The 25,726-nt window shown below is 43.1% G+C and carries 24 protein-coding genes and 1 tRNA gene; 10 read left to right on the forward strand and 15 right to left on the reverse strand.

The genetic code is table 11. The features are described 5' to 3' along the window. Positions 1–49: 49 nt before the first annotated feature. From KA713_06335 to KA713_06360, 6 genes are all read right to left on the reverse strand, one after another. Positions 50–1,285, reverse strand: a complete 1,236-nt coding sequence (locus tag KA713_06335) for an insulinase family protein (protein ID UXE68199.1) — start codon at positions 1,283–1,285, stop codon at positions 50–52. Between the two features lie 127 nt (positions 1,286–1,412). Further along, positions 1,413–1,709 carry a GIY-YIG nuclease family protein gene (locus KA713_06340; GenBank protein UXE68200.1) on the reverse strand — a complete coding sequence of 99 codons (297 nt, stop codon included), beginning with the start codon at positions 1,707–1,709 and terminating at the stop codon, positions 1,413–1,415. Positions 1,710–1,788: 79 nt separating this feature from the next. Beyond that, positions 1,789–2,004 carry a GIY-YIG nuclease family protein gene (locus KA713_06345; GenBank protein UXE69052.1) on the reverse strand — a complete coding sequence of 72 codons (216 nt, stop codon included), beginning with the start codon at positions 2,002–2,004 and terminating at the stop codon, positions 1,789–1,791. Positions 2,005–2,111: 107 nt separating this feature from the next. Beyond that, positions 2,112–2,185, reverse strand: a tRNA-Ile gene (locus KA713_06350). Positions 2,186–2,298: 113 nt separating this feature from the next. Next, positions 2,299–2,970 carry an HmuY family protein gene (locus KA713_06355; GenBank protein ID UXE68201.1) on the reverse strand — a complete coding sequence of 224 codons (672 nt, stop codon included), beginning with the start codon at positions 2,968–2,970 and terminating at the stop codon, positions 2,299–2,301. Positions 2,971–2,976: 6 nt separating this feature from the next. Continuing rightward, positions 2,977–5,094: a TonB-dependent receptor gene (locus KA713_06360; protein ID UXE69053.1), complete on the reverse strand. Its 2,118-nt coding sequence runs from the start codon at positions 5,092–5,094 to the stop codon at positions 2,977–2,979. Positions 5,095–5,287: 193 nt separating this feature from the next. Here KA713_06360 and KA713_06365 point away from each other — a divergent pair, with 193 nt between their 5' ends. Continuing rightward, on the forward strand, positions 5,288–6,190 hold the full coding sequence (locus KA713_06365) for a helix-turn-helix transcriptional regulator (GenBank protein ID UXE68202.1): 903 nt from the start codon (positions 5,288–5,290) through the stop codon (positions 6,188–6,190). A 57-nt stretch (positions 6,191–6,247) separates the two neighbouring features. Next, on the forward strand, positions 6,248–7,930 hold the full coding sequence (locus KA713_06370) for a hypothetical protein (GenBank protein UXE68203.1): 1,683 nt from the start codon (positions 6,248–6,250) through the stop codon (positions 7,928–7,930). Between the two features lie 60 nt (positions 7,931–7,990). Here the strand turns inward: KA713_06370 and KA713_06375 are convergent, their stop codons facing one another. Next, positions 7,991–9,070 carry an AI-2E family transporter gene (locus KA713_06375; GenBank protein UXE68204.1) on the reverse strand — a complete coding sequence of 360 codons (1,080 nt, stop codon included), beginning with the start codon at positions 9,068–9,070 and terminating at the stop codon, positions 7,991–7,993. 10 nt (positions 9,071–9,080) lie between these two features. Beyond that, entirely contained in the window at positions 9,081–9,587 is a 507-nt protein-coding gene (locus tag KA713_06380; protein ID UXE68205.1) for a C40 family peptidase, read from the reverse strand. A 22-nt stretch (positions 9,588–9,609) separates the two neighbouring features. Between KA713_06380 and KA713_06385 the strand changes: the two genes are divergently transcribed. The 3 genes from KA713_06385 to KA713_06395 all read left to right on the forward strand — a co-directional run bounded on the left by KA713_06385 (position 9,610) and on the right by KA713_06395 (position 14,856). Next, positions 9,610–11,049, forward strand: a complete 1,440-nt coding sequence (locus tag KA713_06385; GenBank protein UXE68206.1) for an FAD-binding protein — start codon at positions 9,610–9,612, stop codon at positions 11,047–11,049. Between the two features lie 61 nt (positions 11,050–11,110). Further along, positions 11,111–11,383 (forward strand): hypothetical protein, encoded by a 273-nt coding sequence (locus tag KA713_06390; protein ID UXE68207.1) that lies wholly within the window; start codon positions 11,111–11,113, stop codon positions 11,381–11,383. A gap of 275 nt (positions 11,384–11,658) precedes the next feature. Next, positions 11,659–14,856 carry a hypothetical protein gene (locus tag KA713_06395; GenBank protein UXE69054.1) on the forward strand — a complete coding sequence of 1,066 codons (3,198 nt, stop codon included), beginning with the start codon at positions 11,659–11,661 and terminating at the stop codon, positions 14,854–14,856. A gap of 68 nt (positions 14,857–14,924) precedes the next feature. On the opposite strand, the gene KA713_06400 is transcribed toward KA713_06395, so the two are convergent. The 5 genes from KA713_06400 to KA713_06420 all read right to left on the reverse strand — a co-directional run bounded on the left by KA713_06400 (position 14,925) and on the right by KA713_06420 (position 20,251). Beyond that, positions 14,925–15,278 carry a T9SS type A sorting domain-containing protein gene (locus KA713_06400; protein UXE68208.1) on the reverse strand — a complete coding sequence of 118 codons (354 nt, stop codon included), beginning with the start codon at positions 15,276–15,278 and terminating at the stop codon, positions 14,925–14,927. Between the two features lie 97 nt (positions 15,279–15,375). After that, positions 15,376–16,872, reverse strand: a complete 1,497-nt coding sequence (locus KA713_06405; GenBank protein ID UXE68209.1) for an NAD(P)H-hydrate dehydratase — start codon at positions 16,870–16,872, stop codon at positions 15,376–15,378. Positions 16,873–17,033: 161 nt separating this feature from the next. Continuing rightward, positions 17,034–17,279 (reverse strand): hypothetical protein, encoded by a 246-nt coding sequence (locus KA713_06410; GenBank protein UXE68210.1) that lies wholly within the window; start codon positions 17,277–17,279, stop codon positions 17,034–17,036. Positions 17,280–17,396: 117 nt separating this feature from the next. Beyond that, positions 17,397–18,491 carry a PD40 domain-containing protein gene (locus KA713_06415; protein ID UXE68211.1) on the reverse strand — a complete coding sequence of 365 codons (1,095 nt, stop codon included), beginning with the start codon at positions 18,489–18,491 and terminating at the stop codon, positions 17,397–17,399. A 77-nt stretch (positions 18,492–18,568) separates the two neighbouring features. Then, positions 18,569–20,251 (reverse strand): AMP-binding protein, encoded by a 1,683-nt coding sequence (locus KA713_06420; GenBank protein ID UXE68212.1) that lies wholly within the window; start codon positions 20,249–20,251, stop codon positions 18,569–18,571. 382 nt (positions 20,252–20,633) lie between these two features. Here KA713_06420 and KA713_06425 point away from each other — a divergent pair, with 382 nt between their 5' ends. After that, the gene (locus KA713_06425) at positions 20,634–21,110 is read left to right on the forward strand and encodes an Lrp/AsnC ligand binding domain-containing protein (protein ID UXE68213.1); all 477 of its coding nucleotides are present in this window, start codon (positions 20,634–20,636) and stop codon (positions 21,108–21,110) included. Between the two features lie 291 nt (positions 21,111–21,401). Here KA713_06425 and KA713_06430 read toward each other — a convergent pair whose 3' ends face one another. Further along, positions 21,402–22,184 (reverse strand): NRDE family protein, encoded by a 783-nt coding sequence (locus KA713_06430; protein UXE68214.1) that lies wholly within the window; start codon positions 22,182–22,184, stop codon positions 21,402–21,404. Positions 22,185–22,271: 87 nt separating this feature from the next. Continuing rightward, positions 22,272–22,871: a ribonuclease HII gene (locus KA713_06435; GenBank protein UXE68215.1), complete on the reverse strand. Its 600-nt coding sequence runs from the start codon at positions 22,869–22,871 to the stop codon at positions 22,272–22,274. 59 nt (positions 22,872–22,930) lie between these two features. On the opposite strand from KA713_06435, the gene KA713_06440 reads away from it, so the two are divergent. From KA713_06440 to KA713_06455, 4 genes are read left to right on the forward strand one after another with little or no spacing between them, the layout of a single operon-like run. Continuing rightward, the gene (locus KA713_06440; protein ID UXE68216.1) at positions 22,931–23,470 is read left to right on the forward strand and encodes an NUDIX hydrolase; all 540 of its coding nucleotides are present in this window, start codon (positions 22,931–22,933) and stop codon (positions 23,468–23,470) included. 1 nt (position 23,471) lies between these two features. Continuing rightward, positions 23,472–24,809, forward strand: a complete 1,338-nt coding sequence (locus KA713_06445) for an MATE family efflux transporter (GenBank protein UXE68217.1) — start codon at positions 23,472–23,474, stop codon at positions 24,807–24,809. 19 nt (positions 24,810–24,828) lie between these two features. Continuing rightward, the gene (locus KA713_06450; GenBank protein UXE68218.1) at positions 24,829–25,068 is read left to right on the forward strand and encodes a hypothetical protein; all 240 of its coding nucleotides are present in this window, start codon (positions 24,829–24,831) and stop codon (positions 25,066–25,068) included. Beyond that, positions 25,065–25,619: an acyl-CoA thioesterase gene (locus KA713_06455; GenBank protein UXE68219.1), complete on the forward strand. Its 555-nt coding sequence runs from the start codon at positions 25,065–25,067 to the stop codon at positions 25,617–25,619. Before KA713_06450 ends, KA713_06455 begins: the two co-directional genes overlap by 4 nt. The last annotated feature ends 107 nt before the right edge of the window (positions 25,620–25,726 follow it).

Raw genomic sequence — 25,726 nt, forward strand, 5'->3', positions numbered from 1 at the left:
AGAAACTTATCGTACATCAAATCTAAAATCTAAAACCATAATTCTAAAATCAACTTTTGGGAACCATCCACAAATAACTTAATTGGTTGGTATCAAACATCTCGTTGGCTAAGGTCTGCAACTGAAAAGCTGTGGTTTGGCGAATGCGTTCTTGAATTTCCTCAAACGTAATCACTCTTCCTAAATCCAATAAGTTACGGGCCATCATCGTCATAAAACTAATGTTACTCTCTTCGGCCATGGCAATCTGGCCCAACAGTTGCTCTTTGCTGTTGGATAGTTGTTTCGTGCCTAGGGGCGAATCGCAAAGCTTGTGAAACTCTTCTTTTACCAATTCAATGCTTTTTTTCAACTGTGATGGCTCCGTTCCAAACGAAGTGACAAATATCCCCGTGTCGGTAAAGGGCACAAACTGAGAGCCGATGCTGTACACATAACCACGCTTCTCGCGCAAAGCCAAATTCAACCGAGAGTTCATGCCGGCTCCACCCAAAATACTGGTGAGCATATAGAAAGGGCTGCGCTTTTCGTCTGATAGCTTATACGAAGGCCGACCAATGGCACAACGTGCTTGCTTTACCGCTCTTTCGATTTCCAATTCTTGTGGCCGATAGCCCGAAAACTTTTTTCGTTTGGTGTGCGAAATCAATTTTGGAATATGGCCAAAATACTTTTCTGCCAACTCCATTACTTTTTCCATTGGCATATCGCCTACACAACTGAATACAATCTTTCGTGTATCCAAATGCCCCTTCAAAAACCTCAAAAAATCAGGCCGCTTAAAGGAGCTCACCGTTTTTTCGGAGCCTAAGATTTTCATACCCAATGGGTGCTGGCCAAAAATCAGTTGATCAAACTCGTCTTGCAGCGAATCTTCGGGATCATCGTGATACATCGACATTTCTTCTAAGATCACCTTTCGTTCGCGTTCAATTTGTTGGGTGGGAAAAACGGATTCAAAAGTGATGTCCGCCAATAAATCGATGGCACGCTCGGCATACTCGGTGCGCAGCGAGGCGTAAAATAAAATCTTTTCTTTGTCTGTGTAGGCGTTCAATTCGCCACCCAAGGTTTCCAATCGATTGAGAATATGAAAAGCCTTTCTCTTTTTAGTTCCCTTAAAAGCCATATGCTCCCAAAAGTGGGCAATGCCTTGGTTGGCCTGTGTCTCATCGCGACTGCCAATATCAAGCATGATACCGCAATGCACAATTTTGGTAGAGGTTACTTGATTGTGCACTACGCGAATGCCATTTTTTAAGGTGTGTAGTTGAAAAGTACGCATGGATTTGCAAGATGGGAATAATCGTACAACAAAAAAGCGGCTTAAAGGCCGCTTCAAAAGTAATTATTCTTGTGGGCCCAGCTGGGCACGATCCAGCGACCCCCTGCCCCGATAATTATCGGGGGAGTCAGGTGCGTTTGTACTTTGCTTTAAGCTTTTGCTGCATTTGTGAATATTTATCCAAGTTGTGGATATAAACAGAGCTTTTCATCCTTTTGATATGTCGTTCTATTGCAATGGCTTGCGAATAACATTCACATTCAATGAATAAAAATAACTTCCAATCAGTCGCCTTGGAAGTGAATTTACTTGTTCCGTAGAAATGGTTATTGTGCCTCTGAATTCGGCTTTCTAAACTCTCTTGTAGGGCACCGACATAAAATCTTTTCAATTTTTCGCTGTAAATGATATAACATCCTATCATCAAAAAAATGAAAAAATTTTGAAAGTGGGCCCAGCTGGGCACGATCCAGCGACCCCTGCCCCGATAATTATCGGGGGAGTCAGGTGCGTTTGTACTTTGCTTTAAGCTTTTGCTGCATTTGTGAATATTTATCCAAGTTGTGGATATAAACAGAGCTTTTCATCCTTTTGATATGTCGTTCTATTGCAATGGCTTGCGAATAACATTCACATTCAATGAATAAAAATAACTTCCAATCAGTCGCCTTGGAAGTGAATTTACTTGTTCCGTAGAAATGGTTATTGTGCCTCTGAATTCGGCTTTTCTAAACTCTCTTGCAGGGAACCGACATAAAATCTTTTCAATTTTTCGCTGTAAATGATATAACATCCTATCATCAAAAAAATGAAAAACTTTTGAAAGTGGGCCCAGCTGGGCACGATCCAGCGACCCCCTGATTATGAGTCAGGTGCTCTAACCAGCTGAGCTATGGGCCCTTGAGCAATAGTGTCTCAAAAGGACTGCAATGTTACGGCTTGTTTTGTAATCTGACAAGTTTGAAAGCAGTACCATTTACCTGAATCAACCTATTCATGAAATTTTTTTTTAATTATTTCAAGCTAGTGCTGGCAGCCGGTTGATAGACATAGCGAAATGTGTAATGCCTATCTAGATCAGTTGCATTGTTTGGGGCAACTGGTGCGCCTTTGTAATAACTTAGTATTTCCATTTTGGCGTATCTGCCTTCTGCAGTTTTTATCAGAATTACCCGACCTGCAATTGGAGAAACAACGGTGGAGTTGGCTGCACCAGAATTTTGCCACCACTGATTGGTAGTTGCTGCGCCAGCGGTTAGCGCTCGTGCCGAAATGACGAATGTGTTGGTCGTTTTGTTATCGGAAGTGTAGCCATCTAAGGGTGCAGTAACAATTTCGCTAAATATTCCACTTAATATTTGCCCTTGAGTCATGCCCGGGCCGCTAGTGCCGCTGTTAAAAATAATCGAGGTTGCCTGAAAGCCGATATCCCATTTATTAGTAGCACTGTCTACGTTGACAACGATCCCACCAGTCTTAAAACTAAAAAGGGTATATTTTTTTTTCTCGGCTGGGCGAGTGGGGGGAATGGCGGGATTTGAGCCAAATACCAAAGGCGCATAATCTGCATTTAGATCAGGAAATGTTACTGAGTTAAGGGGTGCTGGGGCAGTTGTTGATTTATCGCATGATGAAAAAAATAAGGTGATGATTACGATGCTAGCGAATGAAAAGATAGACTTCATATACATTTATTGGATTTTAGATTTTTCGAATAAGGAGAAAGAAACACTTCCATAAATCAAGCGACCCGGAAGATTGGGTATAAAAATTGGATTGGTGTAATCGAACAGGTTGTCAATACCAAATTGCAAACGAAGTTGGTCAAATTGTTTTGCCATCGAGAGGTTGACTAACGCATAGCCGGGAACAAAACTGTCGTACACATCCAAAATGCTGTTGTTATTTCGATCCGATGCAGGAATGGTTTCTCCTTGGATGTTGCCTTGCACATCGCCCACACCAAACTTGCCGCGATAAATAATACGAACGCTTCCCTCCCAACCTGTTTTTACATCGCGATAAAAAACTTTGAAGTTGCCTGTATGGCGAGAGCGATTGTACAACCCAAAATATTCATTTTGAGTTAGTCGTTGAGTTTGGAAAGTAGTTGGGTCACGCCAAAATACTTCGCCTCTATCAATCGCATCCATCACATTTCTATCTTTGGCATACAAAAGCTGATACCCCACCGATAAGGAGATTTGGCTAGTGATTGGATACGATAAATCTGTTTCAACACCTTGTGTAAGGGCTCTTTTTATATTTCGATAACTGTAAATTGTTTGGTTGGCAGTAGTTAAAGCGATGGGCTGAATGTCAATCAAGTTGTCAATGGTATTGCGAAACAAATTAACATCCCACCAGAGCGATGGTAGAAGCTCAACTTTTGCGCCAAAGTTGAATGATAGTGATTTCTCTGCCTCTAAATTCCCAAGCTTTGCTGGATCGAATAGGTAACTAGCAATCAAGCCTTGCCGTTCAAAATCCTGAATTCGGGTTTTTACAACCGATGTGCCCAAAACCGTGTACCCTCCACCCGCTGCATTGTTGAAGTTATAATATAATTGACGAAAGTCAGGAGCCTTGAACCCCACACCCATGGATGCTTTGAATATCAATTGCTTGGAAACTTGGTAACGAGCCGAAAACTTGGGGCTAAATTGATCTCCATAAATCGAGTTATTGTCGTAGCGCGCTCCTCCTATTAACGTAAGAGCAGATAATGGCGTCCACTCGTGTTGAATAAATAAATACTTGGTTTGTTGGGATTCTTGCCTGCCGTTCGCGTAGCGGGATGTATTCACCGATTCATCAATAAACCCTGCACCTACTGTTGATAGGTGTTGATCATTTAAAAAGTATTCGCCATTTAACTCATACCGCGAAAATCGTTGGTTAAAATCGTCTTGGTACGTTAGGCTGTCATCGCGTTGCCTTCGCAAGTCGGTAGAAGTTGAATATTGGGTAGTGTAATAGCGTGCTACTGCTTTAAAGTTCTCGCTAAAGCGGTGGGTGATTACCGGATTGAAATTCCAATCGGTTACTTTTCCATTTCCATAAGTGCGAACGGATTGACCATTGCTTAAGACATCAAAATTATAATCCTGCTTTTCGCCAAAATACCTTCCTCCAACTGATAGGGTTGTTCGGCTGTTGAATTTGTATTCCACTCGGCTGCCCAAGGTATAATTCCGAAAAGGCGAAACGGTTTTACCATAATTCTGTGGTGATAAGTCATAACCATCGGTGCTGTATCGGTTGGCAAAAACAGAGGCACTCCATTTGCTCCCTACCAATCCAGCGGTCGCGTTTAAATCGAGTGTATTATTTGTTCCGTACCTCATTGCAAACTTTCCGGTATTGGCAGTAGGTTTTTCGGTGATGATGTTGATGACTCCCGCCAATGCCTCCGATCCATACAAACTGGACGATGGGCCTTTCACAATCTCTACCTGCTTGATGTTGCCAACCGTCAATCGCGAAAGTTCAAGTGAACCGGTATATCTTCCGATCAGAGGTTCTCCGTCAATCAATATCAATGTGTAGTCAGGATTGAAACCTTGTATTTGGATGCCGTTGCCCTGCCCATTTATTTGTGGCACTACCACCAAACCCGTTTGCTCAGTAAGGACATCATTGAGTCGAACGGAGCCCATGGTCTTGATCATGGGTGTTTGGATAAGCGTAACAGGCATCGGCAAAGAACCCATCGTGCGCTCGCTTCGGGTGGCGGTAATCACTACTTCTTCTAATTCGCGCACTTTGGTGGAATCATCTTGCGCACGCAATGGCATCACGCACCCCATGCACGAAACAAAAGCCACCAAGCGAAGTAAATACCTAAACACGGGTGCAAATATGTGAGGCCAGCATTCCAAAAAATACCCAAAAAAGAACAATTAATGCCAGTCTATCATTTGTTTTCATTTTTTAGATACTTTTGACCAAAAAAGTGGATTAAATACCATTTAAGAACATGATTTTTGTCATTTTTTGATTATGAGAGATTCTGTTACACACCCATTCATCCAAGAAAATACACAAAACGGAAGTTTTAGCTTACTGTATGAAAAAGACGATATCACGTTGGCACTGACGGAAAATGATACTGTGACACCGCAGTCGGTTAGCCACAAAATCAGCAAAGGAATTATTCATTTTTACTTTTGCTTGTCGGGCACCGCTGTTTTTCACTTTGGGCCGCATTACAGCCGCGAAATTGGCAAACAGAAAAACTATTTCTTTTATAATCCTGATACAGACCTACCATTTGCGCTCACCTTGGCACCTGAAACAAAAATGGTGTTAATGACCATCTCGCTGCAAAGGCTTCATCAACTTTTTGTGAGCGATGCGCTGCCGATCCTCAATCCGGCCAACAGCAACCAAAAATTCTATGACGAAAAGGATATTCCTGCTTCGTTGATGTTGGTACTCAACCAACTGTTTACCATACAACTCAGCGAAAGCGCGCAAAAGTTGTTTTACCAAGGCAAAGTGTACGAGTTGTTGAGCCTATACTTTTCGCATCGGCAGCCAGATAGTGAGGCTTGCCCTTTTTTAAAAGATCAAGAAACCGTGCGTAAAATCAAGCAAGCCAAAGACTACCTGCTGAAAAACACGGAAACCTCGCCTACCTTGAAGGAATTGGCAAAGGCGGTGAGTGTTAACGAACACCAGCTTAAAGTGGGTTTTAAGGAGATATACGGGCAAACCGTACACAGTTTTTTGCTCGATCACAAATTGGACCAATCACGCCTACTGCTCGACTCCGGCAAATACTTAGTCAATGAAGCCGCCTTTCAGGTAGGTTACAACAATCCGAGTCATTTTATTGCAGCTTTTAAGAAAAAATTTGGAGTTACGCCAAAGAAATATTTGATGCAAACTTCGGCTGGTTAATTTTTATTGGTTCATCAACCATAATTTCATAATTTTGCTATCTTAAAACCAAGGTTTATGCGCACCCTGTTATTTTCTACATTTGTTTTATTGGTCAATTTGGCCATTGGTCAAGATACTTATATTTGGAACGGAGCTGGCACAAGTTGGACAGCGAGCGCCAACTGGACCCCTGCGCGAACAACGACTGCAACAGACGATATTTTAATCTTTAATGCCAGCGCCACCAACAAAGTCATTACAAATCCTCCCAACACTCCATCTGTAGGTAAAATTATAGTTACCGGAAACAGCACTTACAGTTTTGTAAAAACAACTGGCCCTTCTGAAATTACACTGACTAGTTTAAGCGGCAACGCGTTGCAAATTGACAACGGATCGACTTTGGCGATCGGAAATGCAACACATCCGATTAGCATTTTCTTGCCGACTACTGGTAGGGCCGAGATTGGTGGACAATTAAACCTTGTAAATGGACTCTTAGACGCAAATGACGCCACCCTGCTCCTACACACCAACAGCACACCGTTAGTGAAAACAGACGGGCAAGTTTCGATGAATTCTAATTCGACACTCCTGATTGGAAATGCGGCAAACCAAGCGGGTCCTACCATTACACTTCCTGACGGCATGTTTGTTTCTGCACCGACTATTTCTTCACTTACCATTAATCGAACCAACGGAGCAGAACTGGGCAACCAAACGATAGTAATTACATCGGCAGCAAACTTTATTTTAGGTAACTTAACGACCAACGGATCAGGTCGTATTCGGTTTAATTCAAGCGCTGCCAATCCCGTTGAGACCAGTAACAGCCACATCATCGGGTATGCAGAAATGCGTTCGCGAACCGTGGGAACAGATGCTCTCGATTTTCTCGGTTTTAGTATGCCAACTGGCGCTGATGTGGGGGGTGTATCTTTGGTGAGGAGAACGGGACCAGATGGTATAAACACCTTTAATTCCGATCAAAGCATTGCAGCAAGTTGGGAGGTAACCACCGATGAGCCAACAGCAAGTAGGAATGTTCAGTTTAAGTGGGTAGATTCATTTGATAACGTAACCAACCCCACCAAGAAGTTTCAAGTGTATCGATTCAGTTCAGGGCCTGGATGGACAGAAGTTGGCACTTTGCAAAATCTTACCGCCACCTCGCCCCTTCGTGAAACCGCAATTGTGTCGGTCAGTTCATTAGAGGATACATTCACTGTTACAGATGAAGCCCAAGTTTTGCCTGTGGAATTGGTGAGTTTTTTTGCATCAAGCAGTAATCATAGTGTTCAGCTAGTTTGGAAAACCGCCTCAGAGTTAAACAACGATTACTTTACTATTGAACGCTCAAATGGTGGAGAAAAATTTGAAGAAGTATTGAAGGTAAAAGGAATGGGCACAAAAGTGACGGAAACCAGTTACTCTTCAAAAGATACAGCTCCTTTCAAAGGAATTTCATATTACCGCCTGAAGCAAACGGATTTTGATGGCAGATTCTCCTACTCAAATGTGGTTTCTGTTTCAATCGATGGAACGGATCTTTGGAGTGTATTTCCAAATCCAACCGATGCCGATCAATTTAACTTACAGCTTGGCAAAGATGAAATCGGCAAACCAACCTTGATTGAGCTACGAAATAGTGCTGGTCAATTGGTATTTTCTTTCCAATCCATAGCTGATGACAAGGGACGAGTGGAGGTAAAACCTCCACACAACCGCTGCTACCAGGTTTCTATGTTACATCGGTGATGGTTGGCTCTCAAACGAAGCGGTTAAAATTAGTTGTCAAATAGACCAAATCGCTCTATTCTATTCTAACGCCTTCGTAATCGGTTGAATTTCTTCGTTGTCGGATTTTCCATTGGCTTCGTCTCCCAACAAGATAGAAATCGGCCTGAGGCTATTCGAATGGCTAACGAGTATCTTTAACACGCCCACAGCCGGCACCGCTAATATCATTCCTGCAATGCCCCATATTTTTCCACCTACCAACAACGCTACAATCGCGGCCAACGCATTGATTGAAATTTTTGAGCCGGTGATTTTCGGTGTGATAAAATTACCTTCCAGAAATTGAACTACTCCGTGCACTGCTACCACACCTACCGCATACCAAATACTATCTTTTGTGATGAGGGCCACGAGTGTAGGCAACGCGGCTCCAAGCGTTATGCCCACATAAGGAATCATAGTTAAGGCCCCTGAAAGAAATCCAAAAAAAATGGCGTGATCGATTCCTAGCGCAAGCAAGCCAATGCTATTGAGGACCCCAGCAATCAGGACTACCAGCGTTAGGCCAGAAATGTACGCCCGCACAATGGATTGGATCTCATCTTTCCATTTTAAATCTGAGCCGGGTTTAATAGCTAAAAGGAATTCTTTAAAGCGATTACGGTACAATAGAAACAGGAAGATGTATATTGGCACCTGAATAAAGAAATAAGCCAAATAAGAAGTGGAAAGTAAAATGGATCCCAGGTATGTAGAAATGTTTTTAAGTCCATCTTTTAAATATTGAACCTGTTCGGTGGTAGAAACTTTGAAAACCCTATTGAGTGAATCGCTGATTTCGGTAATTAAATTCAAAAACTTTTGCTCAAGATCTGGCAGACTGGCCGCCAAACTTGAAAGCTGAGAAATCACAAACCAACCAATCAACAACAAGCAGATCAAAACACAAAGTAGTGTGACGCTGATAGCGGCAATTTCGCCCATCTTTTTTCCGAAAAACTTTACTAGTGGCAATAATACAACTGAAAATAGTGCCGCAAAGGCCATGGGCACGAGTATGTCTTTGGTCAATACGAATAGTGCAATGGCGATGGCTATCACCATCAGATAATGATATACCACTTTCATTTTACTACTTGATGTGTTGATTGATTCCATCTGCATTTGTTTAGTCAATGACACGCCTCGCCTCGCGAAACCTTTTTTGGTAATAGTCAGAAAATAAGTCGGTCTCCACTACACCAAGGGAAGTTGAAGCATGTATAAATTTGATATTGTCTTTTGACTTCACCACTGTAACAATGCCCACGTGCGTAATTTCGTGCTTCTTTTTCCCGGTCGCGAAAAAAACCAAATCGCCAGGTTTTAAATCCGCGAGTTTCACTTTTTCACCCACCAAAGCTTGGGCATCTGCGGTGCGGGGCAAATTCAGTTTAATGGCATTGAACGCATTGCCTGCAAGGCCTGAACAATCAATGCCCGAGCGAGTAGTGCCTCCCCATTTATAGGGTGTTCCGGTGTACGCCCTAGCGGCTCGAATAACAGCCTCTACTTCTTGATCTCTCGCTTTTGTTTTCCGCGATGCAGAACAACCGTTTAGCAGCAAAAAAATCGAGACCAAAATCGCAAGTCGTTGCAAACTTAAATGACTAATTTTGCGATTTATAATTGGCATCTCACAACAAATTTAACACATAATGGCATACACCAAAGAAGTTGAAGCACCAACCCTCTCCATTGCAGTAAACGTAATCGATTCATTTAAAAATATAGTAGGGAAGGAATTTGTGATGGTAGATGAAGAAACGCGTAATGATTACGGTCATGATAAAACGGAAGACTATCAGTTTTTGCCCGATGTAGTAATAAAACCTGGCACACCCGAAGAAGTAAGCGCGGTACTAAAAATTTGCAACCAATATAAGTTCCCAACCACTCCACGTGGAGCCGGCACCGGCTTAAGCGGAGGAGCATTGCCCGTAAAAAAAGGTATCGTTATTTCGATGGAGCGGTTCAATAAAATTTTGACTATCGATGAATTAAATCTGCAAGCTACCGTTGAGCCAGGCGTCATTACCGAAGTGTTTCAAAATGCAGTAAAAGAAAAAGGCTTGTTTTACCCGCCTGATCCAGCCAGTAGCGGCTCTTGTTTTCTCGGAGGTAATTTGGCCAACAACTCCGGAGGCCCCAAGGCAGTAAAGTATGGCGTTACCCGCGATTATGTATTGAACATGCAAGTGGTATTGCCCACTGGCGAAATCATTTGGACGGCAGCGAACGTGTTAAAAAATTCAACTGGCTATAACTTAACGCAACTGATGTGCGGCAGCGAAGGTACACTCGGCATTATCACCAAAATTGTTTTCAAGTTGCGTGGTTACCCAAAAAAGAATGTGCTGATGATGATACCCTTCAGCACGAATGAAGAGGCATGCAAAGCCATTGCAGCGATTTATGTGGATGGAATTACCCCTTCGGGTATGGAGTTTTTTGAGAAAGAGGCAGCCGCCAAAACGTTTGACTACTGTGATAAAGTATTGAACAGCCCCGTGACCACCAAACTAATCGATGGCATGAATGCGTATTTGCTCTGCGAACTGGATGGCAACGATGAAGAAGTATTGATGCGCGATGCCGAACGCGTGATGGGCGTAGTAGAAAAATTTGAGAGCGGAGAAATTCTATTTGCTGATACGGATGCACAAAAGTCCGAACTGTGGAAGATCAGAAAAAATATCTCACCTGCGGTGAACTGGTATACATTAACAAAGTCAGACGATGTGGTGGTGCCACGCGCCAATTTGCCAAAATTGATCAATGGCATTAAAGAAATTGGCAAGCGATATAATTTCAACACGGTTTGCTTCGGTCACTTGGGGGATGGCAACTTGCATGTAAACATTCTAAAAGAAAGCCTTAGTGAAGAATATTGGAACACCAAAGTAAACGAAGGAATAGGCGAAATCTTTAAGCTCACGGTAAGTCTTGGCGGCACGCTATCGGGCGAACACGGCATTGGCATTGCTAAACGTCCGTACATGTCCATTGCCATGAGTGAAGTAAACCTCAACCTGATGCGGGGCATTAAAAAAGTTTTTGACCCAAATGGGATTTTGAACCCGGGAAAGATTTTCTAAATATAGCCGTTGAATTCACAGGCGTTCAGTCAATATCACTAAGTTTCACTACCTTTAGCAAATGGCGATATTTAAACAGAATCAAATCGAGGAGATCAACGCAGTTATTGAGAAAATAGAAAAAGAACTGAAACCCAACTGCGAAATTGGTGCACGGGAAAAGCTTATTCTGCGTACCATTTTAAAAACCAACAAGATCGAGAAGGCTGTGAAATTTTTCCCCTGCAAACGGGAGTATTCAGACACTATCGTTTCTCATTTTGTAAATGAAAAGGGATTGATAAAAAATAGATTTAGCAGCAATACGCAAACGTGTGTTTTTCTACTGTTATAAATTTAATTAATCTCAATTTTTCAATCAGGAGATTGTTCATCTGATGAAAGGTTAAACGTAACTTGCATCGACTCAAAGATGCCTTTCACCACTCATAACCTTCCGTTACTCCTTATCCTGTAAATTCACTTTACAAAAAATCGACATTGGGACTGACGATTAGTCAGCTAACTTTCGAGTTGAATAACTCTAAAACTATGCTCAAAAAATACCATTTACTCTATTCATTAATTCTTCTACTGATCGCTACTTCTTCCATTGCTCAAAAAATAGACATGGAAAAGATGAAGGGCATGAAGCCGCGTGCCATTGGCCCAGCCGGCATGAGCGGACGCATCACTGCTATTGACGTGGTCAACAGCAATACAGACATTATGTATGCCGGCTCCGCTTCTGGCGGAGTGTGGAAAACCACCAGCGGTGGCATCAATTGGGAGCCCATTTTTGACAAAGAGAATATATTGTCTATTGGCGCCATTGCCATTCAGCAAGACAACCCTTCCGTGATTTGGGTAGGCACGGGCGAAGGCAACCCACGCAACAGCTTGAATAGCGGCTGGGGAATCTATAGAAGTTTAGACGGTGGAAAGAATTGGAAATTGATGGGTTTAGAAAAAACTCGTAACATCTACCGCATCATCATCGATCCAAAAAATTCGAACACAGTCTATGTTGCTTCTATTGGTTCACCTTGGGGTGAACATCCAGAGCGCGGAGTGTACAAGACAACAGATGGAGGAAATTCGTGGGAAAAGGTTTTGTTTGTGAACGACAAAACAGGTTGCGCTGATTTGATAATGGATCCAACCAATCCAAATAAACTTATTGCCGCCATGTGGGAACACAGACGCTGGCCATGGACATTTAAGTCGGGAGGCCCTGGCTCAGGTTTGCACATCACCTTCGATGGAGGAAAAACATGGACGAAGCGCACCGATAAAGATGGCCTGCCAGAGGGCGACCTCGGTCGTATGGGATTGGCCATCGCGGCAAGCAAGCCGGAAGTGCTATATGCCGCCATTGAAAACAAAAAGAATGCGCTGTACAAATCAACGGATGGCGGCTTCAAGTGGACGATGGTGAACGACAAAATGAGCGAGATTGGCGATCGGCCTTTCTATTATTCTGAAATTCATGCCGACCCTAAAAATGAAAATCGTTTGTATACCATTTATTCAGAAGTGAATGTAAGTGAAGACGGAGGCAAGTCGTTTCAAAAACTATTGCCTTACTCGGGCGTACATCCCGATCACCACGCATGGTGGATTTCGAAAGAAGATCCTGGCTTTATTGTAGAAGGCAACGATGGCGGTTTGAATATCACCCATGATTATGGCAAGAATTGGCGCTTTGTGGAAAATATTCCCGTAGGGCAGTTTTATCATGTGGCCGTAGATATGGAACAGCCTTATAATGTGTATGGAGGTTTGCAAGATAACGGATCATGGGTGGGCCCGGCCTACACGTGGAAGGATGGTGGCATCCAAAATTCTTACTGGCAATCTGTAATGTTTGGCGATGGCTTTGATGTACAGCCAGATCCAACTGATGCCAACTTCGGTTATGCAATGTCGCAAGGCGGATTCTTGGGAAGGTACGATCGCAAAACCGGCCATACGAAAATCATTCGGCCCACTCACCCTGATGTTAAAATGAAACTGCGCTTTAACTGGAATGCAGCCTTGGCACTGGACCCGTTTGATAAGTCAACCATTTACTATGGAAGTCAATACATTCATAAGTCTACGGACAAGGGAACAACGTGGGAAATTATTTCAGGTGACCTGACCACCAACGACCCTGAAAAACAAAAACAACATGAAAGTGGCGGCTTGACGATGGATGCCACGGGTGCTGAAAACCATTGTACCATACTGGCCATCGCGCCCAGCACAAAAGACAAAAATGTGATTTGGGTGGGAACGGATGACGGCAAATTGCAGCTTACCCGCGATGGCGGCAAATCATGGACAAACCTCACTTCAAAAATTACGGGCCTTCCCAAAGGTGCATGGATTCCGCAAGTGCAAGCCAGCACTCACAATGCAGGCGAAGTATTTGTGGTGGTGAACAACTATCGTCAATTTGATTACAAACCTTATTTGTTCCGTTCAAAAGATTACGGCCAAACATGGGAGAGCATGATTTCATCGGCTCAAGTAGGTGAAAACAATTACACGCTTGCCGTGGCGCAAGATTTAGTGGAGCCTAAGTTGATTTTTGTGGGAACAGAAAATGGCCTCTGGGTAACGCTCGATGAAGGCAAAAACTACACGCGTTGGACCAGCGGCTACCCTGCCGGAGTGCCGACCATGGATTTAGTGGTTCATCCGAGAGAACATGATTTGGCCATCGGTACTTTTGGCCGTGCACTCTATATCTTAGATGACATTCGTCCGTTGCGCGAGATGGTGAAAGAAGGCAGTGCTGTTTTGAACAAAACACTGCATGTGTTTGATCCGGCCGATGCTTATCAAGTGGTAACGCAAGACCCTGCGGGAATTTTGTTCCCTGGCAACGCCATGTTCCAAGGCGAAAACAGAGCTACGGGCGCGCTGATCTCTTATGTGATCAATAAACCAGAAGAGAAAAAGGAAGAGAAGAAGGAAGATGATAAAAAGGCCGAGATGAAGAAAGATGAAAAGAAAGCGGAAAAAGCTGAAGTGAAGAAAGAAGAGCCGAAGGATAAAAAAGATGAAAAGCCAAAAGTGAAATACGATTCGCTTACGTTGGAAGTCTTCAATGCAAAAGGGGAAAAAATTCGCACCATCAAGCAAAAAGCACCTGAAGACAACGGCCTCAACCGCATGACGTGGGGATTGAACGAAAAAGGCGTTCGCCAACCTTCGCGTGAAAAGCCTCGCGCCAACGCATCTGAACCTGGTGGCACACAAGTGTTGCCCGGCACGTACAAACTTCGTTTGTCATTTGGTGACAAAAAAGATTCCACGACCATTAACGTGAAATCTGACCCACGTTATCCAAATTCAGAGAGCATCATTCAGTCGCGCTATGCGATGATTAAAGACTTGCAAAAACTGACTGCAGCAGGTGCTAAAGCCATGGAGCGTTTGCGAGAGTCCAAGGAGATTGCAGAAGAGTATGAAAAGAAGATCAAAGACTCCAAACGCACCGATTTGAAAGACGCTACCGACAAAATCAAAGTGATGAAAGACTCCATCAACAACATCATAGATTATATAGTCGGCAAAGAAGACAAGCGCCAAGGCATTGTGCGCTCGCCTGATCCAACACCCATGTCGTATGTTGGCACGGCTCAGTTTTTCATCAATTCATCAAAAGACCCGATCAGTGCCACCGACCAGCGCGTAGCCAAGCAAGCAGAGGAGCAAGTGGCGAAAGTGATTGAAAGAGTGAATAAGTTTTATGAAAAATCATGGCCAGAGTTTAGAACGACCATGGAAAAGGTGAGCATCTCACCATTTAAGAATTACGAACCTATAAAGAAGTAGGATAATCAACCAAAAAAAAGACCCGCTCTAAGTTTTAGGGCGGGTCTTTTTATTTCTGATGAATGAAACTACAACTTCAAAAACTTATAGGTAGATTTTGCTCCCGTAATTGAATTCTGAACGGCCAAGATATAATAGCCTTCGTGTAAGTCTTTTACTTTGAAGCGAACCTCAAAAGCATCAACTACTTCCACTTCAAGGGTCATTTCATTTCCGATGATATTATGGATTTTGAAAACCGACTTTTCAGCAATGGGTGTTTCAAATTTGATGTTCAAAAATTCAGAAGTGGGGTTAGGATATACCTGAACAGACTTTACCGGATCGGTAGTGCCAAAACTAGAATCTTTGGTTTGCCCGAATGAACTGGCCACAGAAAGAATGAGAGCAGCAACAATAAATATGGTTTTGGTGACGTTCATTAAGGTTTACTTACGTACTTAATAGCATTTAGATGCAATTCGTAACCCAAAAGTTTAAATGAGTCAAAAAAACTCTCTTTTAAGGGAGTCTCAGCCCTTATTTTGCAATTCGTTTGAATGCCGTTGGTAGATATTTTATCAAATCAGACGCCATCAGCGAATCCATGCCCACCTCATAGGCCGCCAAATCACCCGCAAGGCCATGCAGGTAAACACCCAAAATGGCCGCCTCAATTGACGAGAATCCTTGCGCCATCAAGCCAACCAGAATTCCGGTCAGCACATCTCCGCTGCCACCCGTTGCCATGCCGGGGTTGCCGGAGGGGTTGAAGTACGCATTACCCTTCTCATCAACAACAGAAGTAAATGCCCCTTTTAACACAATAATCGACTGCAATTGAGCCGCCAACTCCTTTTGCTTCTCCAATCGTTGAAAATCATTAGCCCATGCGCCCACCAACCGTTCAAATTCTTTTGGGTGGGGAGTTAAGATGCTTCCTTTCGGGACAAGCTGTAAGAACTCGCGGTTCTCAGAAAGGATATTAAGCGCATCGGCATCGATTACCATGCGGTGTTGGTATTTTTTCAACAAGCTGGAAAAAGCTTTTGCAGAATCAAGGTGTTTGCCCAACCCAGGGCCAACGCCAATTGCTTCGTAATCAAAGCTGTCTGGCAAAGTTGAAAAGTGATTTTCGTTAGAGTCCACTTCGACCATTGCCTCTGGCACAGAAGTTTGCAATACCTCCAGCCCGCAAGCCGGTGAATGAACAGTTAACAGACCGAGCCCCGAACGCATGGCCGCGCGCGCGCTCAACACAGCCGCTCCCATTTTTCCTTTCGATCCGCCAATCAGCAGGGCATGACCGAAATTGCCTTTGTGCGAAAATCGTTTGCGTGCACGAACCAGTTTTTTCACCGATTTTTCAGTCACATAAAAATGATGTGCTTCAACTTCCTTCAAAAAAGTTTGGCTCAGGCCAATATCCACCACAACCCACTCACCCACATTATCAGCGTACTGCGGAAAAAAGAAGGCAAGTTTTGGCAACTGAAACGAAACCGTGAATTGTGCTTGAACAATTGCGCCTGTGGAAGGACGATCAGCAGACAATCCGGAAGGAATATCTACCGCGACTTTTATTGCTTTGGCTTGATTGATCGATTCAATCGCAGTAGCATAAATCCCTTCTGCCGGGCGAGACAGGCCTGAGCCAAAAATCGCATCGATGATCACCTCGGTTTTACCAAAATCCAGTTGTGTGCTTTCCGTTACGTTGATGCACTTTACTTTTAAAGGCAATCGTTCTAAGTTGATTTTGAAGTCAGCCGTCTCGGCAGAGGAACCTCGGATAATGAAAACCTCTAGGGGATAACTCCATTCGCACAACATCCGTGCGATGCCCAGGCCATCGCCACCATTGTTGCCTGTGCCACACACCACAGCGATTTTTTCGGTTGCCCGGAATTTGGTTACAAACCACTGGGCAAAAGAACTGCATGCACGCTCCATCAGATCAATTGAGGCTATAGCCTCTTGCTCGATGGTGTATTGATCGAGGAGTTTGGTTTGGGAAGAAGTGAGAATTTTTTGCATGAAAGCAATTCGTGGAAAACACATTCAAGTTAAGAAGGAAATTTTACTTTGGTTTCATTTTTTGCTTGAGCAAAAGCACACGTCTCAAATGCGCTGGCGGCTAAAGCACGGCCTTAGGATGTTTTGGATAAAACGACCAAAAACCTTTAGTTACATATTCTTTACCCCCTTGCCTTATTGAAAATGAAGGTATCCAAACCTTTTGCGTTTCCAAATAATGCTTCTTGTCTTTTTTTTTGAAATTCTTGGTGTGGTAACCCAATTGTATAAAGATTCACTTTAAATTTTTCGTTGCTATCCAAAATGGTTTGCACTTGGCGTTCTTTCAAGCCGTAGCGGTTGCCTATTTTAAAAATAACTGCTCTCTCCTTTTCGTGCACGTGTCCATCTGCCTTGGCCAATGCCATCAGGTTTTTAATGTGGTCTTTTTTGTAGGATAAGTATTGGTTTTCGAAGAAGCCTATCGTAGCGATTTACGATTTAAGATGTACGATTTACGATTTTTGAATTCTTGACTACCGAATTTACTCCACCCAATCCGCTACAAATAAATTGGTGTTTCGTGTTCCTCCGTTGTTTCGGTTGGACGAGAAAATGATTTTCTTTCCATCAGGCGAGAACATCGGGAAGGAATCAAATACTTTGTCATACGAGATTTGCTCAAGGCCAGTGCCATCTTCATTTATCATGAAAAGATTGAACTCAAAACCTCTTTTGCCTTTGTGGTTTGAACTAAATATAATTTTCTTTCCTGCTGGGTGATAGAAAGGTGCCCAATTGGCTTTACCCAATTTGGTAATTTGCTTTAAGTCTGATCCATCGGCATTGCAAACAAATATTTCCATTTCCGTGGGTGCTACCAGCCCTTGCTTCAGGTAATCAAGGTATTCTTTTTTGGCTGCTTCGGTGGTAAATCGTGAGGCCCGGAAAACAATTTTCTTTCCATCGGGTGAAAAGAAAGCTCCGCCATCGTAACCAATCTCATGGGTGATTTGCTTCACGTTTTTTCCGTTGATATCCATGGTGTACAAATCTAAATCGCCATTGCGAGTGGAGGTGAACACAATCTTATCTCCTTTGGGTGAAACGGTTGCCTCGGCATCATAGCCAGGTGTGTTGGTCAGTTGCTTGACGATTTTACCATTTTTATCGGCCACAAAAATATCATACGAATCATAAATGGGCCATAGGTATTTTCCACCGGGCGTGCGCTCTACATCTTTTGGGCAATCTTTTCCACCCAAGTGAGTAGAGGCATATAAAATGGACTTATTTCCAGGAAGGAAAAAAGAGCAAGTGGTTCTCCCCTGCCCTGTGCTAATGAGTTGCGGCTTGGTTACACCATGTTGCAAGTTCATTCCCTCGATGGGCATATAAAAAATCTGGTCGCAGTTTAAACCCCACGCTTTATTGTTGGATTGAAAGCTCACCATTTTACTGTCAAAGCTCCAATACGCCTCGGCATTGTCGCCTCCAAAAGTAAGTTGGCGTAGATTTTTAAAGTGCTTCTCTTTGGAGTAATGAACGGAGTCCTCAGGACTTGTCGAAGTTACATTAGAATCCGTAAATGAGAAAAGGAAAAACAAGGAGATAAATCCAACAACGGCAACTAATTTCATATTTAATCAATCAAACTTTAAGCTCCAAAGTTATCCAATCCCGCCTACTGCTTACTGCCAAACTGCCTACTTTTTTTTCAAGCTGCTTTCTTGGCTTCCTCTTCTTTCAATGTCCTTCTTAAGATTTTGCCCACATTTGTCTTTGGCAATTCTGTGCGAAACTCAAAATACTTGGGCACCTTATAGTTCGTCAGGTTTTCGTGACAGAATTTTTTAAGCTCTTCTTCCGTAAGGCTTTGGTCTTTCTTCACAATAAAAACTTTAATCACTTCACCCGACTTGGCATCTGGCACGCCAATGGCTGCCACCTCCAATACCTTGGGGTGACCCGCCATTACATTTTCAATTTCGTTGGGGAACACGTTAAAGCCAGAGACTTTAATCATATCCTTTTTTCTGTCCACGATTTTGAAATAGCCTTCTGTATCCATCAAGCCAATATCACCCGTGCGAAACCAGCCCCCCGGAAAGAATACTCCTTCATTGTCTTTTTCCCAATAGCCGCGCATTACTTGTGGGCCGCGTGCACAAATCTCCCCGGTCTCTCCTTGGTTTACTTGTTTTCCATCATCATCAAAAATTGCCACTTCCGTGCTTGGCATAGGGATGCCAATAGTTCCGCGCTTATGACCACCCGTTAAAGGATTGCAACAAAGTACTGGAGATGTTTCACTTAATCCATACCCTTCTACTAACGGGCTTTTCGTAATCTCTTGCCAGCGAATGGCTACAGCATCTTGCACGGCCATACCACCGCCTACTGCCCCTTTCAATTTTGAAAAATCACACGCAGCAAAATCAGGATTGTGAATCAATCCGTTGAAGAGTGTATTCACACCTGTGATAATCGAGAATTGGTATTTCTTAATTTCCTTTATAAACCCTGGCAAGTCGCGCGGGTTGGTAATCAATACATTGCGCAGACCCTGCGTGTACATTAGCACTCCATTCACCGTAAGGGCAAAGATATGGTACAGCGGCAACGCAGTAATGACCACTTGTTGTTCATTCGTATCAATCAAGGGCTTGAACCAATGGGTAATCATCATATTATGCGCAATGATATTGCGATGCGAGAGCTGCGCTCCTTTTGATATGCCTGTGGTGCCTCCGGTGTATTGCAGTACGGCCACGTCTTCAATATCGATAGCTGGTTTTTTTAGCGTGAGGCCAGCTCCTTTCGCTAATGCCGACTTGAATGAAATTGTGTTTGGGATATGGTAGGCTGGCACAAGCTTCTTTACATTCTTCACTACAAAATTTACGATTGCACCCTTCACCAATCCGAGCATATCGCCCATTTGAGTGACAATGATGTGCTTGGCAGGAACACGCTCCCTAATTTGTTCTAAGCTATGAGCAAAGTTGGCAACAATAACAATGGCAGAAATGCCCGCATCTTTAAATTGGTGCTCCATTTCACGTGGAGTGTAGAGCGGGTTGGTGTTCACCACAATCAATCCCGCTTTGAGCGAGCCAATCATGGCAATTGGAAACTGCAATAGGTTGGGCATTTGTATGGCAATTCGTTCACCTTTCTTTAAACCCAATTCGTTTTGAAGATAGGCAGCAAAATGGGTAGAGAGCCGATCCACTTCGGCATACGTTATCTTTCCTCCCAAATTCTCAAAAGCTATACGGTTGCTGAATTTTTTAGCAGCCGTTTCAAACAATTCAACCAAAGAGGAATACTCATAAGATGCTAACTCATGGGGTGTCCCTACAGGATAGGCCTTAAACCAAGGAAAATCTTTTGTCATAGGAATTGATGTAAAAATCAAAACCAAAATAGAACAAAAAAGTTAGTGAAAGCAATCGTTTGTTTGGACTAAAAACAAAAAACCCTGACTCGTTGGTCAGGGTTTTAGTCTGCTGTAAGGGAAGGTCTCGAACCTCCACGGAGAAGTTAGCTACAAGGCATTAAGAAAACTTTAGTGGTCAACCCATTACCTTGCGTTTGTCCTTTGCTCTCCACCCCCGAGACAGGAGGGCTTGTCTGCCAATTTCAACACCTTACATTGTAAATTATGCAACAAAGTAAAGGTTAAATAGATACTAAAGTCAATAAATACCTTACATTATTGCACTATATTTATAAATACAATATTTTTGATAAATAATTTATAAAATTCAGCATCCATCATGCCTAAAAATTACGAACTTGATAATATCGATTTGAAGATATTGGAACTGCTCATGCAAGATGCCAAACGACCGTATACGGAAGTGGCCAAGAAAGTGAATGTATCGCAAGGGACCGTGCATGTGCGAATGACGAAGATGGAGGAGGCTGGAATCATTGACAAAACCTCCCTGAGAATTAACTATGCCAATATAGGTTATGACATCACTGCATTTATTGGTATCTATCTAGAAAAGAGTGCTTTATACGAAAAAGTATTGACCAAACTCAAAGATATTCCTGAGATTGTAAACATCCATTATACTACAGGCAACTACTCCATGTTCTTAAAAATCCATTGTCGCGATACCAATCACCTGAAAGAAGTTCTACACGATAAAATGCAACAAGTAGAAGGAATTGAACGCACCGAGACAATGATATCACTAGAGGAAAGCTTGGATAGGAACTTGCGCCTCTTACTTCCTTCAAAATAGAATTTAAATTGCTCATTTGAGCCTAAGTTAAGTTGATCAAAAATCTTTGGTCAGCGAACAACAACTACGAATTATCAAAACCTACACTAAAGTAACTTTTGACTAACGAGTGCTAGGGCAGAATTGCCTCAAAAATCAATTCTTTTTTCATACAATAGCTATGTTCAGTTTGCCACGGATCGATAGATCTATGTGAATAGCACTTTTCCTATTCAATCAAAAGAGGTTTTATGAAAGATAGATAAGACCAAGAAAAAATCAGTGCGCATCTGTGAAATTTGTGGCAAAAAATCAATCCGCTTGAAACCTAAATGTTCTGTCCTCAAACTCAAATGTATTCAAATCATACACTCGCTCCGTGTATTCCACAATATTTTGTTTATCGACCATCACCACCGTAGAGCATCGCGTGCCATAGCCATTGGTTTTGATGAACATGGATGACAAGATCCTCTCACGCTCCAGCCCAATTCCCGTATCGGGCAATTGGCTGTCATCCGCTTGCTCGGTATCGTACAAAAAATTAAAAAGTGTATTTGCCGATAAATCATTTGAAGTTAACTCTTGGCCAAATTTTTCTTTTCCTCGCCTTACCTTAGGCCATGGTGTATCAAGCAAATGATTGCTCAACCCGTGCAGCCCGTTGGCAAGTTGCATTATCTCGTTTTGGTAATTGCTCAAATACCAAAGCTCATTTACATTGCCAACCACCAAATTGTAACCGTTGTATCGAAGTCTGTTAGACTCAATTTGCTGCAAATAAGTTTCTGGTTCTTCTGCCCCTTCTAAATAATCTGACACCAAATGCCCACGCGAAGGTGCATGTGGGTCAATGTTTTTGGGGTCGCGGTAGTTTGTTACCATTGCCACTCTACCATTTCTATTCATGGCCATCCACGTGCCGCAGCTTCCATCAGGCCTGCGTGCCTCCAAGTCTCTGCCGCCCACTATCGCGGGGTGGTCTTCCCAAAAATCGGCAGGTACTGTTTTGCGATTGTAAAACTCATCGCGGTTGGCTGCAATGATTAGTTTATATGTTGGATGTTTCTGAACTGCAAAAAAAATGAGGCACATGCTACATGGTGTAAAATGTAAAAAAGAACAAAAGCATGTCAAACGAGTCCCCTTTCTTTTTAAAAAACGAAAAAGCCATGCAGAAAATTACCCAAATAATTCTAATTGTGAAGGCAATAGTTGAAACGATTTTCGGTGGTAAGGGGTAATGCCCAAAGTTCTTATTCCGTTGCGATGTTCCAGCGTGGGATAACCCACGTTGGTGGCCCATCCGTAGCCGGGAAATTCGTTTGCCAATTTTTCCATCAACTCATCGCGATAGGTTTTGGCCAAGACAGACGCTGCCGCAATGGACAAATACTTGGCATCGCCTTTAATGATGCATCGATATTCTACTTCCTGATACGGACTGAAACGATTGCCATCTATCAACAGTAATTCGGGTTTCACGTTTAGCCTATCCAACGCCAAGTGCATCGCCTTAAAAGAGGCATTCAAAATATTGATTTCATCTATTTCTTGATGGCTTACTTCGGCCACGGCCCAAGCCAGGGCAGCTTGTTTGATTTCATCTTGCAAATGGTCGCGGTCGGCTTTCTTCAATTGCTTGGAGTCATTGAGCAATTTATGCTTAAAATTTTTTGGCAAGATAACCGCAGCCCCCACCACTGGCCCTGCCAAACATCCGCGGCCTACTTCATCGCAGCCAGCTTCTATCTTTTCTTTGGTATAACTTGACTTGAGCATTAGGCATAAAGTTAAAAGTTTAAAATTTAAACTTTTAACTTTAAACTTTTAAGCTAGTTATGCAAAACTCTTGGAAGACCTTACGTACAGAAGACATCTACGAAAATCCGTGGATAAAATTGGAGCAGCATCAAGTCCTGAACCCTGCTGGAGGCAAAGGCATTTATGGAAAAGTGCATTTCAAAAATAAAGCCATTGGCATTGTAGCATTGGACGAAGACGACAACACGTGGTTGGTGGGGCAGCATCGCTATGCGTTAAACGAATGGAGCTGGGAAATACCCGAAGGTGGCGGCCCCATTGGCAACGATGTATTAGAATCGGCCCAGCGCGAACTGAAAGAAGAAACCGGATTGGAAGCTGCGAGCTGGGTAATGATTTTACGCGCACACTTGTCCAACTCCGTATCAGACGAAGAAGGTTTTGTTTTTTTGGCCGAAGGATTGAAGCAAGGCAAATCAAATTTAGAAGAAACGGAGGCAGATATGAAGGTGTGGAAACTCCCATTCAAAGAAGCCTTGCAAATGGTGATGGATGGAAAAATCACCGATAGTTTAAGTGTGATGGGCATTTTAAAAGTAGCTTTACTGCGCAAGTAAAATGACTCTTTCCAACTACCGGGCAGAAGCTCGCACCAGTTTTTTGTTGGCCTATCCTGTCATGATTAGCATGCTCGGTCAAGTGATGACGGGCGTTGCCGATAGCGTAATGATTGGTTGGACAGGTGCCACTCCCCTCGCGGCTGCCTCTCTCGCAAATAGTTTCTTTGGTGTGCTTTTGTTCTTTGGAATTGGTGTAAGTTATGCCATCACGCCATTGGTAGCTGAAGCCGATGGTGCAAATGAGCCACAAAAAATTATCGATACCATTCGTCATGGCTTAATCATTAATCTAAGTGTCGGCTTGGTCCTCACCTTGTTGGTCGTATTTGGCCAGCGTACACTTTACCACATTGGGCAACCAGTCGATGTAGTGAAGTTGGCTATTCCTTATTTGCTTATCGTTACCTATTCGATTATCCCTACCATGGTGTTTCAAACCTTTCGGCAATTTGCAGAAGGAATGCAACGCACTCGCGTGGCGATGGTGATAATGATTGGCTGTAACTTTTTGAACATTTTCTTGAACTACGTATTGATTTACGGAATCTGGATCTTTCCTGAACTTGGAATGAACGGTGCAGGTTGGGCCACTTTTATTTCGCGTGTGGCCATGGCCGTTTGGATGGGCATGTATGTGTACCGCGCCAAGCGATTTGCCAACTACCGAGCTGGTTTTGCGTTTGGAAATTATTCGAAAGCATTGCTGAACAAAATGCTGCACATTGGTTTGCCCGCTGGTGCACAATTTATTTTCGAAGCTGCTGCCTTTGGGTTCTCGGCCATTATGATGGGATGGATTGGAACCGCACCACTGGCTGCCCATCAAATTGCTATCAACTTGGCTACCATCAGCTACATGACCACTTCGGGATTGGGTGCTGCCGCTACGATACGCGTTGGGATATTTTTTGGACAGCGCGACCGGAATGCCATACGAACCGCAGGGTTTACCCTCATTGGTCTCGGTCTTTTTATCATGCTGCTGTGGGGGATTTTGTTTATTGTCGGCAAGCATTTTTTGCCGTCTCTATATATTGACGATGATTTGGTGCTACAAACCGTAGCACCACTCATGATTATCGCTGGGTTCTTTCAACTCTCCGATGGCACGCAGGTGGTGTGTGCCGGTGCGTTGCGCGGATTGCAAGATGTAAAAATTCCATCGCTGTTGATTTTTATTGCTTACTGGATTATCGCTTTACCCATTGGGTACACATTGGCATTCAAATTTAATTACGGGGCGGAAGGAATTTGGTACGGGTTGTTGATTGGACTTACCTTAACAGCAAGTGCCATGGTGTGGAGGTTTCATTGGTTGAGTAACAAGATGGTGTAAAATTTTTTATATTTGAAATATGAAACCAGCTACAAACATTCAAGAAGGAAAAAGGCAAATAATAGAAAGCCTTGCGGGAATCAATGATGAGCTGCTTATCTTGGCCATTCAAAACATGATTGCTTACGCGAAGCTACGGGATGAAGAATACTTTGCCGAGAGCATTGAAGAGTATAATCAAAAGATAGATGAAGCAGTTGCAGAGATGAATGAAGGCAAATTTTTAGAGCATGAAGAGGCAATAAAAATGTTCTCATGACCTCCTCCAAACCCGTTCGCATCTCCCAAACGACCATCACCGAATTGATGATTCCGGCCTATGCAAACTTTGGTGGAAAAATTCATGGCGGCACGTTGCTTTCGCTGATGGATAAAGTGGCCTACGCCTGCGCCAGTAAACATGCTGAAACTTATTGCGTAACCGTTTCAGTAGACAAAGTAGAATTTCTTCAGCCTGTAGAAGTCGGTGAGTTGGTATCCATGCATGCTTCAGTAAATTATGTAGGCAACACCTCGCTGGTGGTGGGCATACGCGTAGAAGCACAAAATGTGAAAACAGGAATTGTCAAGCATACCAACTCTTCATTTTTTACGATGGTGGCCAAAGGAGATGACGATAAACCAACGCAGGTTCCAGAATTGATTTTGGAAAATGAAGAGGAAATAAAACGCTTCATCGAAGCCATGCGCATGAAAGAAATCAAAGCCAATGTGCGCGAACAAATGGACGATGCGAAATCAAAAATTGAAGTGGACAATGCTCGGAATATTTTGAAAGATCAGCGGTGTCAAATTAAAATTAGACTTTGAGATGGTCAATAAGTGGTGGTTGATAAGCGGTAATCGGTGTTCGGTAATAGGTGTTCAGTAATCAGTATTCGGTAAACTCCTCCTAACTACTAACTCCCTTCGCCTAA

The sequence above is a fragment of the Chryseotalea sp. WA131a genome (assembly GCA_025370075.1).
Taxonomy (GTDB): domain Bacteria; phylum Bacteroidota; class Bacteroidia; order Cytophagales; family Cyclobacteriaceae; genus ELB16-189.

Coding starts and splice junctions, on each gene's coding strand:
- KA713_06335 (UXE68199.1), bottom strand. CDS start 1,285: ATGCGTACTTTTCAACTACACACCTTAAAAAATGGCATTCGCGTAGTG.
- KA713_06340 (UXE68200.1), bottom strand. CDS start 1,709: ATGATAGGATGTTATATCATTTACAGCGAAAAATTGAAAAGATTTTAT.
- KA713_06355 (UXE68201.1), bottom strand. CDS start 2,970: ATGAAGTCTATCTTTTCATTCGCTAGCATCGTAATCATCACCTTATTT.
- KA713_06360 (UXE69053.1), bottom strand. CDS start 5,094: ATGGGGTGCGTGATGCCATTGCGTGCGCAAGATGATTCCACCAAAGTG.
- KA713_06365 (UXE68202.1), top strand. CDS start 5,288: ATGAGAGATTCTGTTACACACCCATTCATCCAAGAAAATACACAAAAC.
- KA713_06370 (UXE68203.1), top strand. CDS start 6,248: ATGCGCACCCTGTTATTTTCTACATTTGTTTTATTGGTCAATTTGGCC.
- KA713_06375 (UXE68204.1), bottom strand. CDS start 9,070: ATGGAATCAATCAACACATCAAGTAGTAAAATGAAAGTGGTATATCAT.
- KA713_06380 (UXE68205.1), bottom strand. CDS start 9,587: ATGCCAATTATAAATCGCAAAATTAGTCATTTAAGTTTGCAACGACTT.
- KA713_06385 (UXE68206.1), top strand. CDS start 9,610: ATGGCATACACCAAAGAAGTTGAAGCACCAACCCTCTCCATTGCAGTA.
- KA713_06390 (UXE68207.1), top strand. CDS start 11,111: ATGGCGATATTTAAACAGAATCAAATCGAGGAGATCAACGCAGTTATT.
- KA713_06395 (UXE69054.1), top strand. CDS start 11,659: ATGGAAAAGATGAAGGGCATGAAGCCGCGTGCCATTGGCCCAGCCGGC.
- KA713_06400 (UXE68208.1), bottom strand. CDS start 15,278: ATGAACGTCACCAAAACCATATTTATTGTTGCTGCTCTCATTCTTTCT.
- KA713_06405 (UXE68209.1), bottom strand. CDS start 16,872: ATGCAAAAAATTCTCACTTCTTCCCAAACCAAACTCCTCGATCAATAC.
- KA713_06410 (UXE68210.1), bottom strand. CDS start 17,279: ATGGCATTGGCCAAGGCAGATGGACACGTGCACGAAAAGGAGAGAGCA.
- KA713_06415 (UXE68211.1), bottom strand. CDS start 18,491: ATGAAATTAGTTGCCGTTGTTGGATTTATCTCCTTGTTTTTCCTTTTC.
- KA713_06420 (UXE68212.1), bottom strand. CDS start 20,251: ATGACAAAAGATTTTCCTTGGTTTAAGGCCTATCCTGTAGGGACACCC.
- KA713_06425 (UXE68213.1), top strand. CDS start 20,634: ATGCCTAAAAATTACGAACTTGATAATATCGATTTGAAGATATTGGAA.
- KA713_06430 (UXE68214.1), bottom strand. CDS start 22,184: ATGTGCCTCATTTTTTTTGCAGTTCAGAAACATCCAACATATAAACTA.
- KA713_06435 (UXE68215.1), bottom strand. CDS start 22,871: ATGCTCAAGTCAAGTTATACCAAAGAAAAGATAGAAGCTGGCTGCGAT.
- KA713_06440 (UXE68216.1), top strand. CDS start 22,931: ATGCAAAACTCTTGGAAGACCTTACGTACAGAAGACATCTACGAAAAT.
- KA713_06445 (UXE68217.1), top strand. CDS start 23,472: ATGACTCTTTCCAACTACCGGGCAGAAGCTCGCACCAGTTTTTTGTTG.
- KA713_06450 (UXE68218.1), top strand. CDS start 24,829: ATGAAACCAGCTACAAACATTCAAGAAGGAAAAAGGCAAATAATAGAA.
- KA713_06455 (UXE68219.1), top strand. CDS start 25,065: ATGACCTCCTCCAAACCCGTTCGCATCTCCCAAACGACCATCACCGAA.